Genomic DNA, 16,824 nt, shown 5'->3' on the forward strand with positions numbered 1-16,824 from the left:
ATGTCTCGTCGTTTTGCCGCCGTCGCCTCCGTTGTGCTGGGAGCGGCGCTCTTGAGCGGATGCTCGACGACCGTGCACCTGGAGCCGGCCGCGGACTCGAATAATCCGCTCTGCGCTGAGGTATCGGTTGGTTTGAACAACGCCCGCAGCGTTGCCGATCTCGACCGCCGATGGACCGATGCTCAGGCCACTGCTGCCTGGGGCGCTCCGGGTGAGGATTCGGCCGTGCTCTTGCGCTGCGGGGTGACCGTTCCCGCGCCCACGAGCGAATTGCAGTGCGTCACGCTGGAAGGTGTCGACTGGCTCGTCGACTCCTCAGCTACCCCGTTCTTGACGCTGACCACCTACGGGCGCGACCCCGCCGTGCAGCTCTACGTCAACACCGGTGCCGTCAGCTCCAATGACGTGATCAGCTCACGTTCGCTGGTCGGCGCAATCACCGCTATCCCCGCCGTCGGCAAATGCACGACACCTGACGAACTGGACGAAGACACCCAGCAACTGCTGGACGGCTGAAGCGCCGCGCGCGTCAGCGCTCCAGTCCGAGCTCAACGAGCTCGGTGATCAGATCGCGGTAGCTGAGGCCGGAGGCGATCCAGCACTTCGGGAACATCGAGATCGGCGTGAAACCGGGCATCGTGTTCAGCTCGTTGACGATCAACTCTCCGCTGGGCGTCACGAAGAAGTCCACCCGTGCCAGGCCCTGTCCATCCACGGCTTCGAACGCACGAACAGCCGTTGCCTGCAGACGTGCGATGAGCTCGTCGTCGACATCCGCCGGACAGACGATTTCCACGCCATCACCGCCGAGGTACTTGCCTTCAAAGTCGTAGAAGCTCCGCGAGGTCAGGACCACCTCGCCCGGAAGCGAGGCGCGCGCCGATGCGCCGTCGCGTCCGGCGAGAACTCCGACCTCGATCTCACGACCTTCAACCTTGGACTCAACGAGAACCTTGTCGTCTTCGTCGAATGCAATGCGCATCGCCTCGTCCAGGCCCTCACCGTCGACAACGCAGGAAACGCCGACGCTGGATCCGGCGGTGGCCGGTTTGACGAACAGGATGCCCCCGAGGGCGGCGATCTCGCTGCGGACGCGATCGGGATCGCTCTCCCACTGCGTACGACGAATCGTCAGCCCGGGTGCGACGGCAATACCGGCCGATGCCAGGGCGAGTTTCGTGAAGTGCTTGTCCAGGCAGATGGCGGAATCCAAGATGCCGCATCCTGCATAGGGCACCCCGATCACGTCGAAGAAGCCCTGTATAGCACCGTCCTCGCCGTGCAACCCGTGCAGCAGCGGAAGCACAACATCGATCTCGCCATAATTGGTGACGGATCCATCGGTCTGTGCCACACGCAGTGTGCGGTCGCCTTCTGGCTGTGGCCACAGCACGCGAGTACCGTTATCGATCACCTCGGGCAGATGCGCGGAATCCAGGGCGAACTTCGCTGCGTCATCGGCTTCGAGCACAAAGGCTCCCGCACGTGTGATCCCCACGGGGATGACCTCGTAGCGGTCGCGATCAATCGCCTGCAGCACTCCGCCCGCCGTTGCGGAACTGATGGAATGCTCGCTGGAACGCCCGCCGAAGAGCACCACCACCGTCTGCTTGTCCATGATTGGTTCTCTCCTCCTGGGGAGTGTCGTCTTCAGTCGTCAGGTGCGGTGCGATATCGCGGGGGTTCATCTTCCCGTCGAGCACCATCTTCACCTGTTCGACGATGGGCATGTACACGTCAGACTCGTGTGCGAGTTTGAGAATCGGGGCGACGGATGCCAGACCCTCTGCGGTCTGGTTCATCTGCTTGACGACGTCCTGGAACCCGTATCCCTGACCCAGCAGCCGTCCGGCGGTGTTGTTGCGGCTCAACGGCGACTGGCAGGTGGCGATAAGGTCGCCCAGGCCGGCGAGGCCCTGCAATGTCTCCGGCTGCGCACCGTTAGCTACGGCGAAGTCCGTCATCTCCACGAGACCGCGGGTGATGATCGAGGCCTTCGTGTTCTCGCCGTATCCGACTCCATCGACGATGCCGATGGCAACGGCGATGAGGTTCTTGAGCACTCCGCCGAACTCCGTGCCGATGACGTCGGTGTTCACGAAAGTGCGGAAATACGAGTTGCGCGCGGCACGGGCGACGGTTTCCGCAGTCTCTTGGCTGAGCGAGGCGATCACCGCTGCCGTCGGCTGTTCCCGGGCTATCTCGAGAGCGAGGTTCGGCCCGGATGCGACGGCGATGCGAAGCGGGTCGCAGGCGAGCTCCTGCTCGATGACCTGACTCATACGCAGGCCGCTGGAGCGTTCGACGCCTTTCATCAGGCTGATGAGCGGCGCATCCGAGTTCGTCAGAAGTGGTCGGAGTGCCTTGAGATTCTCACGCAGCGATTGACTGGGCACCGAGAGGTACACCTGCTCGGCGCCCTCCACCGCTGCGGCCAGTTCGTGAGTGGCGGTGATCGTGCGGGGCAGGTTGATTCCGGGGAGATACTTCGAGTTGCGCTTGCCCTCGGCGATCTCGAGAGCCTGCTCCGGCCGCCGCGCCCACATTGTTACTTGGGCTCCGCCGTCGGCGAGGATCTTGCCGAAAGTCGTACCCCAGCTGCCCGCGCCGATGACTGTGACCCGGGGACCGTCTGAGGTCTGATTCTTACGAGTCAAGGCGTCCCGTCTCCTTCTGACCGTGATCGGCAGGGTTCCACCGTTTCTCGGGTGCCTTCTCGTCTCGCAGTTCTTCCAGCAGCGCCGTGATCGCGTTCATCACCCGGTTGGTGGCCTCGGTGAGAACCGCCGACTCGCTGGCGTGCTCCTTCAAGTCAGACAGATCGACGGGATCGCCGATCAGCACCTGCACTCGCTTGCGCGGTGGCCACAGACTCAGGCCCTTCTGATACCTGCCCATGATCTTGTGGGTGCCCCACTGCGCCATCGGGATCACCGGGAGGTCGCCTGCCAATGCCAGCCGCACCGCTCCGGACTTGCCGCGCATCGGCCACATATCCGGGTCGCGAGTCAGTGTGCCTTCGGGGTAGACGATGACACCGCGATCGTTCTCGACGAGAGCCTTCGACTGCGCGATCGTCTCTCTCGCGGCTTTGGCCGAGGCAGAGCGCGACACCGGAACCATTCCGGTTTTACGCAGCGCCCACCCGACCACAGGAATCCGGAACAGGCTCTCTTTCGCCATGAAGCGCGGCGCACGCCCGAGACGCCAGACAGCAACAGCAACGATGAGCGGATCGAACTCCGAGTAATGGTTGGGAGCCAGGACGAAGGCACCCTTCTGAGGAAGTTTCTCTTTGCCGCGAATCTCGATCTTCGCGAGAAAACCAACGATGGGCACCACGAGGCCCGCGAGCGGCCAAAAGAGGCTCGGGCGGGACTTCTCAGATGAGCGAGAGCCCATCAGCGTCACCGAACGACGTCGAAGTCGGCGCCAAGCACATCGAGCTTAGCGAGGAAGTTCTCGTATCCGCGGCTGAGGATGTCAACACCCGACACCTGGGACTCCCCCTGCGCGGTGAGCGCTGCGATCACATGGCTGTAGCCGCCACGGAGGTCAGGCACCACGATGTCTGCGCCGTGCAGCGGTGTGGGACCGGTGATGACCGCTGCCTGCTCCAGTTCGCGGCGCGGCACGCGTCGCGGTCCATCCTGCAGTCCGTGCGGGTGGACGACGATATCGGCGCCCATTTTCACGAGGGCCTGTGTGAAGCCCATCCGGTTCTCATAGACCGTCTCGTGCACGATGGAACGGCCGTTCGCCTGCGTGAGCGCGACCACCAGCGGCTGCTGCCAGTCAGTCATGAAGCCCGGGTGCACGTCGGTCTCCACCACGACAGGACGGATCTCGCCATCGCGTCGGAACAGGATGCCGTCCTCCTGGATGTCGAACCAGCCGCCGGCCTTGCGGAAGACGTTGAGGAAGGTCAGCATTTCTGGCTGTTTCGCACCGCCGACGAAGATCTCCCCGTCGGTGGCAAGAGCTGCCGAAGCCCAGGATGCAGCCTCATTGCGATCGAAGATCGAGCGGTGATCGTATCCGCGAAGCTTTTCGACCCCCTCGATGAAGATGACACGGTTCGGCTCGTACGAGATGATCGCGCCCATCTTCTGCAGCAGCGCGATGAGATCCATGATCTCCGGCTCGATGGCGGCGTTGCGCAGTTCGGTGACACCTTCGGCGCGCACTGCTGTGAGCAGCACCTGCTCGGTGGCGCCGACGCTCGGGTACGGGAGGTGGATGTTCGCACCGTGCAGACGCCCGCCCTGCGTCGATAGGCGGATGCCGCTGGGAAGCTTCTCAACGACCGCGCCGAATTTGCGGAGTGCATCAAGGTGGAAGTCGATCGGGCGGTCGCCGATACGGCATCCGCCCAGGTCAGGGATGAATGCCTGACCGAGCCGATGAAGAAGTGGTCCGCAGAACAGGATCGGGATGCGGGAGGCACCGGCGTGTGCGTCGATTTCTTCCATGTGAGCAGATTCGACGTCGCTCGGGTCCAGACGCAGCGAACCTGCTTCGTCACCCTCGGTGACCCGCACACCGTGAACCTCGAGGAGCGAGCGCACAACGGCAACATCACTGAGGTTGGGCACGTCCCGAAGAACACTGGCGTCTTCTCCGAGGAGAGCGGCAACCATGGCTTTCGTCGCGAGGTTCTTCGCGCCTGTTACATCGACACGACCCCGGAGCGGTCGGCCGCCTCGAATCGCCAGTACGTCTCCGGTCAAAGCAGGAACTCCATCCTGAAGTTCAGCGCGCACGGTTGTGGTCATTCGAGGGCCTCACTTCACATTCACGGTCGCGGCTCAGCCGCTGGAGCGGATGCCCCAGGCTCACGGTGTGCTCCGTGTCAGCGGACAGGGAGCGTACGTGGCCGCCACGACTCGCGGCGGGCCTCGAACTGCGTGATCTTGTCTTCGTTGCGCAGCGTGAGCCCGATGTCATCGAGCCCTTCGAGGAGCCGCCATCTAGTGTAATCGTCGATTCCGATCTCGACCTGGAAAGCCGCGTCTGAGGTTTCAGCCGGGTCACCGACCGTCGCCGTGCGTGCCTCAAGATCAACCGTGATCGACATGCCGGGGTTCGCATCGATCGCTGCCCAGATGCGCTCGAGGTCTTCTTCGGAGATCGTTGCTGCGAGCAGCCCCTGCTTGCCCGAGTTGCCGCGGAAGATGTCTGCGAAGCGCGGGCTGAGCACAACGGCAAAACCGAAGTCGCGAAGCGCCCAGACGGCATGCTCACGGCTCGAGCCGGTGCCGAAGTCAGGACCGGCGACGAGCACGGACGCTCCGTGGAACGCCGGCTGATTGAGTACGAACTCCGGGTCCTGACGCCAGGCGTGGAACAACGCGTCCTCGAAACCGGTCTTGGTCACGCGCTTGAGGAACACCGCGGGGATGATCTGGTCCGTGTCGACGTTCGAACGCTTCAGCGGTGCGGCGATCCCGGTGTGAGTGGTGAACTTTTCCATGATCAGACTCCCGCTTCGATAGACTCGGCGACCGGCGAATCCAACAGATCGCTCGGGCTGGACAGTGTGCCACGAACCGCAGTGGCTGCTGCCACCAGCGGAGACACGAGGTGGGTGCGGCCGCCCTTGCCCTGCCGACCTTCGAAGTTTCGGTTCGAGGTGGAAGCGCAACGCTCGCCGGGGGCGAGCTGATCAGGGTTCATTCCCAAACACATCGAGCAACCGGCGAAACGCCATTCCGCACCGAAGTCCTTGACGATCTGGTCGATCCCCTCGGCCTCGGCTTCCAAGCGGACGCGCGCGGAGCCGGGGACGACCATGACGCGCACGCCGTCTGCCTTTTTACGACCGTTGATCACTGACGCAAACGCGCGGAGGTCTTCGATACGACTGTTCGTGCAGGAGCCCATGAACACGGCGTCTACCGGCACCTCCTTCAACGGCGTCCCGGGAATGAGGTCCATATATTCCAGAGCGCGCTGCGCAGCCACTCGCTCGTTGGGGTCTGACATCTCTGCAGGATTCGGCACGGTCGCAGAAAGCGAGCTGCCCTGGCCAGGGTTGGTGCCCCAGGTCACGAACGGCTCGAGTTCATTCGCATCGAGGACGACCTCGGCGTCAAAGGTCGCGCCGTCATCGGTGGGCAGCGTACGCCAGTAGGCGACGGCATCCTCCCAGTCCTGCCCTTCGGGAGCGTGCGCACGACCCTGCAGATAGGCGAATGTGGTTTCGTCCGGGGCGACCATGCCGGCGCGGGCGCCCGCTTCGATCGACATGTTGCAGATCGTCATGCGCCCCTCCATGGAGAGCGCGCGAATCGCACTGCCACGGAACTCGAGCACGTAGCCCTGGCCACCGCCGGTGCCGATCTTGGCGATCACGGCGAGAATGATGTCCTTCGCGCTGACACCGGGCTTGAGCTCGCCGTCAACGGTGATCGCCATCGTTTTGAAGGGCTTCAGCGGCAAAGTCTGAGTCGCCATGACGTGCTCGACTTCGCTCGTTCCGATGCCGAAGGCCATGGCTCCGAATGCGCCGTGCGTGGATGTGTGCGAGTCACCGCAGACCACGGTGATACCCGGCATGGTCAGACCCAGCTGCGGTCCGACGACGTGCACGATGCCCTGCTCTGCGTCGCCGAGCGAGTGCAGGCGCACACCGAACTCTGCGGCGTTGCGGCGCAGTGTCTCGATCTGGGTGCGGCTGGTGAGATCGGCAATGGGCTTGTCGATCTCGAGCGTCGGAGTGTTGTGATCCTCGGTCGCGATCGTGAGGTCGACACGGCGCAGCGGTCGGCCCTCTGAACGCAGACCATCGAAGGCCTGCGGGCTCGTCACCTCGTGCACGAGGTGCAGGTCGATGTAGATGAGGTCGGGTTCGCCATTGTTGCCCTTGACGACGAGGTGGTCATCCCAGACCTTCTCGGCGAGTGTGCGTGGGCCGCTCGAATGAGCAGTATCAGCTGAGGTCATGTTGATATCTCCAGAAGTCGGTGGTTCGGCCGCGCTGAACTCCGCGACGAGGAGGCCTAGTTCGAGGTCTCGTCGCGGCCGCTAAGAAGAAGAACCACCCGCCGCATGCCGGTCAGTTTACACCGGTGCGACGGGTGGTCGGGACCATGACGATCAGTGTGTGGGCGGCTCGGGATGCAGCTGCTCAGGCGCCCGGCGTCGGTCATTTGCCGAGGCGATAAGGCTGGCAACGGTGGCAATACCCATCGCGCCGACAATCACGGTCAGCGACAGCCAGATCGGAATGTCCGGTGCCCACTCAATGTGCTGTCCGCCGTTGACGAACGGCAGCTCGTTGACGTGCATGGCATGCAGGATCAGCTTGACCCCGATGAACCCCAGGATGACCGCGATGCCGTAGTGCAGGTACCGCAGACGATCGAGCAGATCGCCGAGCAGGAAGTAGAGCTGACGCAGACCCATCAGAGCGAAGATGTTCGCGGTGAACACGAGGAACGTGTTCTGCGTGATGCTGAAGATGGCGGGAATCGAATCAATCGCGAACATCAGATCAGTGACACCGATCGCCACGAACACGATGATCATCGGAGTCCACATGCGCTTGCCTCCGACGACCGTGCGCAGCTTGGCCTCGTCGTACTCATCGCTGATGTCGATGCGACGACGGAGCAGACGAACGATGAAGTTCTCGCGCTTGGCTTCGCCTTCGTGGTCTCCCTCCGGCATGGCCTGGCGGATTGCTGTCCAGATCAGGAAGGCTCCGAAGATATAGAAGATCGGAGAGAAGTTCTCGATGATCGCGACGCCGGCGACGATGAAGATACCGCGCAGGACGATGGCGATAAGGATTCCGACCATCAGCACCTGCTGCTGCAGGCGCCTCGGGACCGAGAACTGCGCCATGATCAGCACGAACACGAAGAGGTTGTCGATCGACAGGCTGTACTCCAGCGCCCAGCCGGTGAGGAACTCGCTAGCGAACTGACCGCCGGCGATGAAGTAGAGCAGAACGGCGAAGATCAGAGCGAGGCCGACGTAGAAGGCGACCCACAGGCTGGATTCCTTTGTCGAGGGGATGTGCGGTCGCAGGCGCACCAGAAGCAGGTCGCCGATGAGGACGACGACCAGAACCGCCAATGCGGTGATCTCAAACCAGACAGGGATGTTCAAAAGTGCTCAGCACCTTTCGCGAGGGTCGATTAAGTGCCGAAAGTCTCTCCCCCGCACTGAGTGCGTCGCGCGCCCGGAGCAACTTTGATGGTGCTCGTGATGACGATACGCGCGGACTGGGATACTCCCTCTCGCCTCAGCAATGCTACCTGAGGCACGCCCGCACTGGGAACGCTGCGCAGACCCCTCAGCTCGGTGGGACGTCCCCAAACGTCCCACCTGTGTACGTCACACCATCGGGCCCGATCGAACCGAGCACGAACTCCACCGGGTACCCATCAACGTCTGCGCCGGCCAGGTGCGGCTGACGCAGTCGAGCATCGATGTCATGTACCTGTTCCGGTGTCAGGCGCGCGACATATAGCGTCGGGTACTGCGGCCCAGCCGTAGGCGCTTCCAAGAGGACTTCAGCGGCGGGGTAGCTGCGTGCCAGATCGATGACTTCAAGGATTGCGACGTCGGCGGTGCGGCTGGGAACGTGAACGATCCTGAGCCTCTCCTCGAGCGCGAACAACGTGTACGTGCCACCATGCTCGAACAGGAGCGTGGAAGACACCGACATGAACACGTCATCGAACTGCTCAAGGTCTGAAACGCGCACATAGGGCCAACCGTCGGCGACGCCGATCCCCCGCACCCCGGGCACATCGGCCACGGCAAGCATCCCGGTCAGATCGGATTCGACCGCCGTTTCTTCTGCCGGGTACACGGTCAGCTTCCATAGCGCGGGGGCTTCAACCTCGGGGTCCAGTTGGCGAGCATCCGCGGTCTCCCGCTGGAGGGTGACACCGGCGGTCAGATTCTCGGATGCACCTGCCGAATGCAGACGGCGCGCGAAGGCGAGGGTTTCCTGCGCGTCTGCATCATCCCCGATCGTCACCGAGAGCCAGCCGTCGCCTCCTTCGCATGCGACGACGAGGTCCTCCGCGCAGAGATTCGCACTGGCATCCTCAGACCATGTGCACCCGGTGAGCGCAAGGGCAAAGACACAGGTTGCTCCGGCCGCGACCCGTCGAAGCATCCTCATATCTGCCAGTGTGCACCATGACAGCTGGACGTCCGCGCCCGGGCAAGAAATGATTCTGAGACGATGACGCATTCGCCGACACTCTCTAGTGAGAGACACCGAAAGGAGCCAGATGTCAGAGCGATCTGAGGATCAGGAACTGGCCGCACGGGCAGCGACAGGTGATGAGAGCGCCTTTCGCTTGTTGTATCGCGCGCACGTTCGCCCGGTCTACTGGATCGCCCACAGCATCCTGAACTCCCCCGTCGACGCCGAAGACGTGACCCAGGAGACCTTCGTCACGGCTTGGCGAAAGTTGCCGGACCTGCAGCTCGCCGGCGAGTCGATCCTGCCGTGGCTAGCTACGATCTGCCGGTTCCAGTCGGCAAACCGGCTGCGCCAGAAACGACGCGATCAACTGCACACAACGGATGCTGCCGATGAGACGATCGCCGACACGGTGAACGTCGAGGATCAGGTCATCACGGCGGCGCTTGCCGACCGGATCGCGAAGGAGATCGGGACTCTGAGCGCCCTGGATCAGGACATCTTCCGCCTGTGCGCGTCGGAGGGATACGCGTATGAGGCTGCAGCTGCCGAGCTCGGCGTCAGTCACGCTGTTGTTCGCAACCGTCTCTCCCGAGTGCGCACGCGGATGCGCGGCGCCGTTGAGGAAGTGAGAGACGCATGAACCCACAAGACCAGCCCACACTCCCCGAGTTGTCACCGGAGAGCATCGCCAGAATCGAGGATGCCGTGTTCGCAGAGATAACCGCCAAGCGACCGATTACTCAACCATCAGCTGCACGCTCGCGTCGACGCCGGTGGCTCACCGGCTTGGGTATCGCTGCGGCCTTCGCCGCCGGCATCCTTGTCGCACCGCCGATCCTCGACATCGTTGACTCTGGTACCTCGATGACCGCCAGCGGCGGAGCGATGCCCGAATCCGCGGCCGACTCGGCCACGACATCCGCGCAGGTCGACCAGGCAGTCGCCGAGGACTCGGGCCGTGAGATCATCCAGACTGCCAACGCAACACTCCAGGTCGCCGATATCCGGGATGCTGCGGACGCTATCGCGGCGCTCGCCGATACGCACGGCGGATATGTGGAGACGACAGAGATCCGTTCGGCGCCGGTCACGGACAAAACCTCCGTCGAAGCGCCTCCCGAATCCGAATACGGGTGGATCGGGATCCGAGTTCCCTCTGCAGATCTGGCCACGGTCATCGAAGAGCTGGCTGAGTCCGGCACCGTGCTGTCGTCATCCGTCTCAAAGCAGGATGTAACCTCGACCGCGATCGATCTGCGGGCGCGGGTGGATGCGACTCGTGCTTCTGTTGAGCGCCTGACGGAACTCATGTCGAACACCGGAACTCTCTCCGAGCTCATCGAGGCCGAAGTGGCGCTGTCCGAGCGCCAGGCCCAACTCGAGTCCTACGAGCAGCAATTGGCAGCTCTGGACGATCAGGTGGCGATGTCCTCGCTGCAGGTCGAACTCACCCGCACTACTACTGCCACCACAGCCGATCCCGCGGGATTCGGTGATGGCCTGCTCGCGGGCTGGAACGGACTGATCGTCTCGCTGAACGCACTCGTGATCGCGTTCGGGTTCCTGCTGCCGTGGCTCGCCGTCGCTGGCGTCGTTGTTCTGGTCATCTGGCTGGTGCGCCGGCGGCGCGGGAAGTCGCCAGAAGCCTGATTTTCCGGGGTATACAAGAAGTCTTGTGAGATTCGCAGACCGCATCTAGCGTTGTGGATTGTGGAAGATATCTCCGTAATCACTGCTGTGCACCACCCGCTGCGCCGACGCATCTTCGACTTTCTACTGCTCTACGGAACCTCGCAGGTCACGGCGATAGCACGCGTCCTGGACAGCCAGGTCGGCAGCATCAGCCACCATCTGCGGATGCTGGAGCGCGCAGGCGTCGTCGAACGCGCCACTGATCCCCACGGCGACAAGCGCACGAGCTGGTGGAAAGTCGCGAGGAGCGGATTCACCTGGTCGACCGATGACTTCGAGGACTCGCCCGCCGATGCGCTTCTTGCGCGCGAGGCCGAGCGAACCGGTATCCGGCAGCAGATCGAGCGCTTGCAACGCTGGTACAAGCGTCGACAGCGCGCTGAGCTCAAAGACTACGACGCCTTCAATATGGAGAACTTGGGGTGGGCGACACCGGAGGAGCTCACCGATCTCTCGAACCGCGTGCGACTCCTGCTGGAACAGTGGCGCGAGAGCGTCGATCTCGAAGACGGGCAACAACGCACGCCCGTCTTCTTCTTCGCGCGAGCGTTTCCCACGGAGCCGTGATGACCGCCGAGCCTCTGCTTCTTCGCGAGCCGCCACGCTTTCCTCGAGATCGCGCCGTTCATGCGTGGATCGGCATAAAGGCGCTCTCGGACGCAGGCGATGCGGTGTGGACCATCGCCCTGGCATGGACAGCCGTGCAGATCACCAGCCCGGCCATTGCGGGCCTAATCGTGGCTGCGGGCACCCTGCCGCGAGCTGTCATCCTGCTGTTCGGCGGGATCCTCGCCGATCGTGCGAACTCTCGTCACGTGATGATGCTGTTCAACAGCATTCGAGTGGTTGTGCTCATCACCGTTGCCCTGTGGGTGCTGGCATCTCCGCCATCCGTATTGATTCTGTTGCTCGCAGCCATCGCATTCGGCGCCTGCGACGCTTTCTACGAGCCATCCGCCGGCACGATTGCACGGCAACTGGTGCGGACGTCGGATCTTCCGTCATACACCGCCGTGATGCAGACCGCATCGCGTCTGGGAACGATGGCAGGTGCGGCGGCCGGTGGCTTCCTCGTCGCTGCCATGGGGCTCGTCGGCAGCGCCTCGGTGAATGCGCTAACTTTCACCGTGGTCGTCGCGTTCATCGCCATCTGGTTGCGGCCCCGGTTCGCTCTGCCTCGAGCAGACAAAGAATCGGCGCTGCGCGGCATCCAAAAGGGGTTCGCCCATCTGCGCAACGCCCCCACCACCCGCACGCTCGTGATTGCGGTGTCTGGCTTGAACCTTGCGAGCGGTCCGGCCATTGCGATCGGCATCGCGCTGCGCGCCCATGACGAGGGCTGGGGTGCATCGGCCGTCGGCATCTTCGAGGGGCTGCTAGGCCTCGGCGCTGCGCTCGGGGCGGTATCGGTGGCGAAGTGGCGCCCGAAACGTGAGGCGCGAGCCGGATTCGCCGCACTGGTCGTGCAGGGAATCGGCATCGTGGCGCTCGGGATCGGTCCCGCTTGGTCGGTCGGCGCAGCGAGTTTCACGATCGGCGCGACCGCCGGATATGCATCCGTTCTCCTCGGTGCCACTTTCGCCGCGACCGTTGATCCGTCGTATCTCGGACGAATGGGCTCCCTCACCCGGCTCGGCGATGACGTGCTGATGCCCCTGGCCATGGCCGCGTTCGGCGCGTTGGCGTCGGCAACGGCGCTGTGGGTGCCGTTTGCGGTCTACGGTTCAGCAATGGCCCTGCTGATGATCCTGCCGCTGCGAAATCCGGCGTTTCGTGAGATATCGCTGCGCACGCCGGCTTCGCAGGGAACTGCCTGAAGCCGCTCCCCCGCGGTTGCTCAGCCGGCAGCCTTGCGGATGTGTTCGGCGATCGTCTTCTCGGTGTCCGGTGTCAGCGCAAGAAGGGCGAACGATGTCACCCAGAGGTCGCCGTCGTCCAGCTTCGCCGATTCCTCAAAACCCAGCGTTGCGTAGCGAGTGGTGAACTTCGAAGCAGCCTTGAAGAAGACGACGACTTTGCCATCAGCGTCGGCGTAGGACGGGAATCCGTACCAGGTCTTCGGCATGAGGTGGGGCGCTACCTCAGAGACGATGCGATCTATTCCCTCAGCGAGTGCGCGGTCATCATCAGGCATCGCCGCGATAGCCTCGCGGATCGCTTTCTCCCCCGCCGCGCGTGACTTTCCAGACTTTTCTTGCGCTCGCACTTCTGCTGCGCGCTCCTTGACAGCGTCTCGCTCGTCCTGGGACAGTCCTGCGGTCTTGTCAGCCATTTCGCTCTCCTCGTTCGTCGTGGTGGTTCTGTGCTTCTACACCCACGCTACGACGCGACATCCGAGGCCGCTTCTCGATTCCTGACGGCTTGACGGGAGATACGCGAAAACCCCCGGGCATGCCGGGGGTTTTCTGTGTTGTGACCCCAACGGGATTCGAACCCGTGTTACCGCCGTGAGAGGGCGGCGTACTAGGCCGCTATACGATGGGGCCAGGTCTTGCGGAGCGTTTCCGTCCCGCGACAACTAGACAAGTATGCCACGAGGATTTCGGCTCCGCCAAATCGAGACACCCCGACGGAGTTTCTCGGGCGAGTCTCCGCGAGATCGGGGTTTGCCGCCCGCGCGGGAAAGGAGTTGACTCAGCGTTATGCACGTCACAAAACACGAACATGCCACGCTCCGTCTCGAACACGACGGCGACACCCTGATCGTCGATCCTGGTGTCTTCACCTCGCCTCTGGATGACCTTTCCGATGCCGTCGCGCTGGTGATCACGCACGAGCACGCCGATCACTGGACTGCAGCTCATCTTGATCGCATCCTCGCCGCGGTTCCCGGCATCCCTGTCTTCGCCCCCGCCGGCGTAGCCGAGGCCGCCGGTGACTATGACATCACTGTCGTCACCCCCGGTGACATTGTGTCCGCGGGCGCGTTCACGCTGCAGTTCTTCGGCGGCGAGCACGCCGTCATCCACTCGTCGCTGCCCGCGGTTCAGAATGTCGGTGTGCTGGTCAACGGCATGCTCTACTACCCCGGTGATTCCTACGCTGTTCCCGTCGGCGTCGATGTCGATGTGCTCGCCGCCCCGCTCGGCGCTCCCTGGCTGAAGATCGGCGAAGCGATGGACTTCGTCCTCGAGGTGAGGCCGCGCCGTGCCTTCGGCGTGCATGACATGACGCTCTCTGAAGCGGGTCGCCGGATGCACCGCGAACGTCTGCAGTGGTCGACCGAGCAGTATGGCGGCGAGTTCTTCGAACTCAACCCGGGTGATTCGCTCGAATTCTGAACGATCTCTAGCCGGGCAACTGGGCCTGAGCCGCTCGCACACGCAGGTCGCGCGCGAGATGATCGCGCTGTTCGATGACGAGTCGGCGAAGCGCCGCCGGAGCCGAGTCGTTCTCCGCCAGCCATCCGTCAACGAGCGAGAGATCATCGGATGCGGGGAACAAGCCCACGACGAGACGCCGAGCGAGCTCGATGCTGCGATCCCGCCAGGCTCCGAGGATTCGATCGAAGTAGTCCTCGTCGAGACTCGCGATGAGGTCGCGGCGGCCACCGGCCCGCACACCACTGATCACCGCACTGAGGTGATCGTTGGTCAGCGAAAGATCCTCCCAGGCCGCATGCCACGCTGTGCCGCGCGACGCGGCGATCGGCTTCGACCAGAGGGCACGCAGCGACGCGGTGCGGCCGCTGGCGGTCTCATCGCGATCAAGTTCGGCCGAGATTTCTTCCCCGGTCGCATGACCCGTGGTGCGCAGCGAAGTCAGCAGCGCCCAGCGCAGGTCGGGGTCAATGACGAGGCCGAGTGGCGCTTCCCCGGCGAGGAGCGCCCGCGCCTGCTCGGCGTAGCCATCGTCATAGGCGGATGCCGCAGCGAACGCCCGCGCCCACGACAGCTGAGCGTCACTGCGGGGTTCCGCCTCCTGCAGCGCCTGCCATGTGCTCGTCAGCCAGGCGCGACGGTGCTGGGCTCGCACGGCATCCGGCACAAAATGACCGACGGCATACGCAGCATTCGCAACCACCCCGCTGAGGAGGCCGATGTTCTCCTCACGCGGTGCGTGAGCTGCGACGATACCGAGATACCGCACCGCCGACAGATCGCCATCGCGTGTCGCATTCCACAGCGAAGACCACACGAGCGCACGCGGGAGCGGGTCAAGCGTAGACAGGCCGTTTTCCACCGCTGCGAGTGAGCGCTCATCCAATCGCGCCTTGGCGTAGGTGAGGTCATCGTCATTGATCAACACGAGATCAGCGGAATCGAAGTCGACTGGCGTGCGTTCCTCGACGATGTCGAATTCGTCCTTCTCACGGAGGGCGAAACGGCCGTCGACGAGGTCGTACAGGCCCACGCGCAGACGGTGCGGACGCGGATCCGTCTGCACCAGCATCCGAGCGCCATCCGCGTCCGTCTCGAGCGAGAGTGTGGACATTCCGCTCGTCTCAAGCCAGGCGCGCGACCAAGCGCGCACATCGCGGCCCGATACGTCCTCCAGTTGGACGAGCAGATCCTCAAGCGTGGTGTTGCCGTAGGCATGCGCAACGAAGTACCGGCGGGCACCCTCGAAGAAGTTCTCTTCGCCGACGAAAGCGACGAGCTGTTTGAGGACGGCCGCTCCCTTCGCATAGGTGATGCCGTCGAAGTTCAGCTTCGCCGCTTCGAGATCAGTGATGTCGGCGACGATCGGATGCGTCGTGGGGAGTTGATCCTGCTGATACGCCCAAGCCTTGCGGTTCGCAGCGAAGCGTACCCAGGCGTCCGTGTACCGGGTAGCGACAGCCGAGGCATGCGCGCCCATGTAATCGGCGAACGATTCCTTCAGCCACAGGTCATCCCACCAGCGCATCGTGACGAGGTCGCCGAACCACATGTGCGCCATCTCGTGCAAAATGGTGTTCGCTCTCGCACCACGCTGCGCGTCTGTCGCAGCGCCACGAGAGAGATAGGCCTCGGTGAAGGTGACCAGCCCGGGATTCTCCATAGCGCCCAGGTTGTACTCGGGTACGAAGATCTGGTCGTACTTGCCCCAGGGGTACGGGAATGCGAAGGCGTCGGAGAAGAAATCGAGTCCCTGCCGAGTGACCGTGATGATCTCATCCTCTTCGAGGTATGCCGCCAGCGACGGACGACACAGAACTCCGAGCTCGATCGTCTGTTCGTTACGCGTCCAAGTCGCGTTTACCCGGTGATACGGTCCAGCGGCAACCGAGGTGATGTAACTCGACAGCGGAAGCGTTGGGGCGAACTCAACCGTCTGGGAATCAGCGTGGTCGGTCGTAGCGACGGCGCTCTGGTTCGACAGCACGTGCCAGCCCAGCGGGGCATGCACAACGAACGTGTAGGCCGCCTTCATGTCGGGCTGTTCGAAACAGGCCATCACCCGGCGGGAGTCGGCCGGCTCATACTGCGTATAGAGGTAGGTCTCCCCGTCGACAGGGTCGACGAACCGGTGAAGTCCCTCGCCGGATCGGCTGTACGCACCCGTTGCCTCGATCACGACGGTGTTAGAGGATTCAAGGCCGGCGATGGCGATCCGTGCACCGTCGTACGCGACCAACTGTTCGACACCGTTGACCGTGACGCGCTGCACCGACTCGCCGATAAAATCAATCCACGTCTCAGAGACTGTGGCGTCGAACACCAATGTGGAGCTGGTGGTGAAACCTGATCTGGCCTGATCTGGGGCCTCGCGCAGGTCGAGTTCGACGCGGATAGCGTGCACTGTGACGTTCGCGGATCGCGCGGCCGTCTCGTCTCTATTCAGATTCGCGGAGCTCATCAGACCATCGTTTCACGACTCAGTCTCATCGCTGTGAACAGAAACTCGGCAGAATCCGCTAAGCTGAGTTGACACATTCACGATGGCACCCGGAATCTCCGCGTATTCATCGGTCCGATTGCCTCATTGGCATGGTGGCCACTCGATCACCTTCCACCGTCTACCTCACGCACTCAGAT

The 16,824-nt window shown here is 63.2% G+C and carries 16 protein-coding genes and 1 tRNA gene; 6 read left to right on the forward strand and 11 right to left on the reverse strand.

From position 1 onward, the window contains the following. Positions 1-516, forward strand: coding sequence for a DUF3515 family protein (locus tag ACSU1L_RS03220; protein WP_438254709.1), 516 nt, complete (start codon positions 1-3; stop codon positions 514-516). A gap of 13 nt (positions 517-529) precedes the next feature. On the opposite strand, the gene ACSU1L_RS03225 is transcribed toward ACSU1L_RS03220, so the two are convergent. From ACSU1L_RS03225 to ACSU1L_RS03260, 8 genes are all read right to left on the reverse strand, one after another. Continuing rightward, entirely contained in the window at positions 530-1,618 is a 1,089-nt protein-coding gene (locus tag ACSU1L_RS03225; protein WP_439254699.1) for a D-alanine--D-alanine ligase family protein, read from the reverse strand. Continuing rightward, the gene (locus tag ACSU1L_RS03230) at positions 1,524-2,657 is read right to left on the reverse strand and encodes an NAD(P)H-dependent glycerol-3-phosphate dehydrogenase (RefSeq protein WP_438254711.1); all 1,134 of its coding nucleotides are present in this window, start codon (positions 2,655-2,657) and stop codon (positions 1,524-1,526) included. Before ACSU1L_RS03230 ends, ACSU1L_RS03225 begins: the two co-directional genes overlap by 95 nt. Continuing rightward, complete coding sequence (locus ACSU1L_RS03235; RefSeq protein WP_439254700.1) at positions 2,647-3,402, reverse strand: lysophospholipid acyltransferase family protein; 756 nt, start codon at positions 3,400-3,402, stop codon at positions 2,647-2,649. The genes ACSU1L_RS03230 and ACSU1L_RS03235 overlap by 11 nt, the downstream gene beginning before the upstream one ends. Before the next feature lie 5 nt (positions 3,403-3,407). Further along, positions 3,408-4,775 (reverse strand): UDP-N-acetylglucosamine 1-carboxyvinyltransferase, encoded by a 1,368-nt coding sequence (murA, locus tag ACSU1L_RS03240; RefSeq protein ID WP_438254714.1) that lies wholly within the window; start codon positions 4,773-4,775, stop codon positions 3,408-3,410. Between the two features lie 77 nt (positions 4,776-4,852). Then, complete coding sequence (gene leuD / locus ACSU1L_RS03245; RefSeq protein WP_438254715.1) at positions 4,853-5,473, reverse strand: 3-isopropylmalate dehydratase small subunit; 621 nt, start codon at positions 5,471-5,473, stop codon at positions 4,853-4,855. A 2-nt stretch (positions 5,474-5,475) separates the two neighbouring features. Then, a complete protein-coding gene (gene leuC / locus ACSU1L_RS03250; RefSeq protein ID WP_439254701.1) occupies positions 5,476-6,945 on the reverse strand; it encodes a 3-isopropylmalate dehydratase large subunit in 1,470 nt (489 codons plus the stop codon). Positions 6,946-7,098: 153 nt separating this feature from the next. Beyond that, positions 7,099-8,115: a TerC family protein gene (locus ACSU1L_RS03255; protein ID WP_438254718.1), complete on the reverse strand. Its 1,017-nt coding sequence runs from the start codon at positions 8,113-8,115 to the stop codon at positions 7,099-7,101. A gap of 187 nt (positions 8,116-8,302) precedes the next feature. After that, positions 8,303-9,142 (reverse strand): hypothetical protein, encoded by an 840-nt coding sequence (locus ACSU1L_RS03260; protein ID WP_439254702.1) that lies wholly within the window; start codon positions 9,140-9,142, stop codon positions 8,303-8,305. Positions 9,143-9,254: 112 nt separating this feature from the next. Here ACSU1L_RS03260 and ACSU1L_RS03265 point away from each other — a divergent pair, with 112 nt between their 5' ends. From ACSU1L_RS03265 to ACSU1L_RS03280, 4 genes are read left to right on the forward strand one after another with little or no spacing between them, the layout of a single operon-like run. Continuing rightward, positions 9,255-9,812 carry an RNA polymerase sigma factor gene (locus ACSU1L_RS03265; protein WP_439254703.1) on the forward strand — a complete coding sequence of 186 codons (558 nt, stop codon included), beginning with the start codon at positions 9,255-9,257 and terminating at the stop codon, positions 9,810-9,812. Next, positions 9,809-10,822 carry a DUF4349 domain-containing protein gene (locus ACSU1L_RS03270; RefSeq protein ID WP_439254704.1) on the forward strand — a complete coding sequence of 338 codons (1,014 nt, stop codon included), beginning with the start codon at positions 9,809-9,811 and terminating at the stop codon, positions 10,820-10,822. The genes ACSU1L_RS03265 and ACSU1L_RS03270 overlap by 4 nt, the downstream gene beginning before the upstream one ends. Positions 10,823-10,882: 60 nt before the next feature. Beyond that, the gene (locus ACSU1L_RS03275) at positions 10,883-11,431 is read left to right on the forward strand and encodes a helix-turn-helix domain-containing protein (RefSeq protein WP_438254723.1); all 549 of its coding nucleotides are present in this window, start codon (positions 10,883-10,885) and stop codon (positions 11,429-11,431) included. After that, positions 11,431-12,681 (forward strand): MFS transporter, encoded by a 1,251-nt coding sequence (locus tag ACSU1L_RS03280; protein WP_439254705.1) that lies wholly within the window; start codon positions 11,431-11,433, stop codon positions 12,679-12,681. Before ACSU1L_RS03275 ends, ACSU1L_RS03280 begins: the two co-directional genes overlap by 1 nt. A 20-nt stretch (positions 12,682-12,701) precedes the next feature. Here the strand turns inward: ACSU1L_RS03280 and ACSU1L_RS03285 are convergent, their stop codons facing one another. Then, positions 12,702-13,136: a hypothetical protein gene (locus tag ACSU1L_RS03285; protein ID WP_438254725.1), complete on the reverse strand. Its 435-nt coding sequence runs from the start codon at positions 13,134-13,136 to the stop codon at positions 12,702-12,704. A 141-nt stretch (positions 13,137-13,277) separates the two neighbouring features. Beyond that, a tRNA-Glu gene (locus ACSU1L_RS03290) sits at positions 13,278-13,350 on the reverse strand. 156 nt (positions 13,351-13,506) lie between these two features. Here ACSU1L_RS03290 and ACSU1L_RS03295 point away from each other — a divergent pair. Next, a complete protein-coding gene (locus tag ACSU1L_RS03295) occupies positions 13,507-14,145 on the forward strand; it encodes an MBL fold metallo-hydrolase (protein ID WP_439254706.1) in 639 nt (212 codons plus the stop codon). Between the two features lie 7 nt (positions 14,146-14,152). On the opposite strand, the gene pepN is transcribed toward ACSU1L_RS03295, so the two are convergent. Continuing rightward, positions 14,153-16,645 carry an aminopeptidase N gene (gene pepN / locus ACSU1L_RS03300; protein ID WP_439254707.1) on the reverse strand — a complete coding sequence of 831 codons (2,493 nt, stop codon included), beginning with the start codon at positions 16,643-16,645 and terminating at the stop codon, positions 14,153-14,155. Positions 16,646-16,824: the final 179 nt, after the last annotated feature.

This window comes from Microbacterium sp. A94, from assembly GCF_051842855.1.
Taxonomy (GTDB): Bacteria; Actinomycetota; Actinomycetes; order Actinomycetales; family Microbacteriaceae; genus Microbacterium.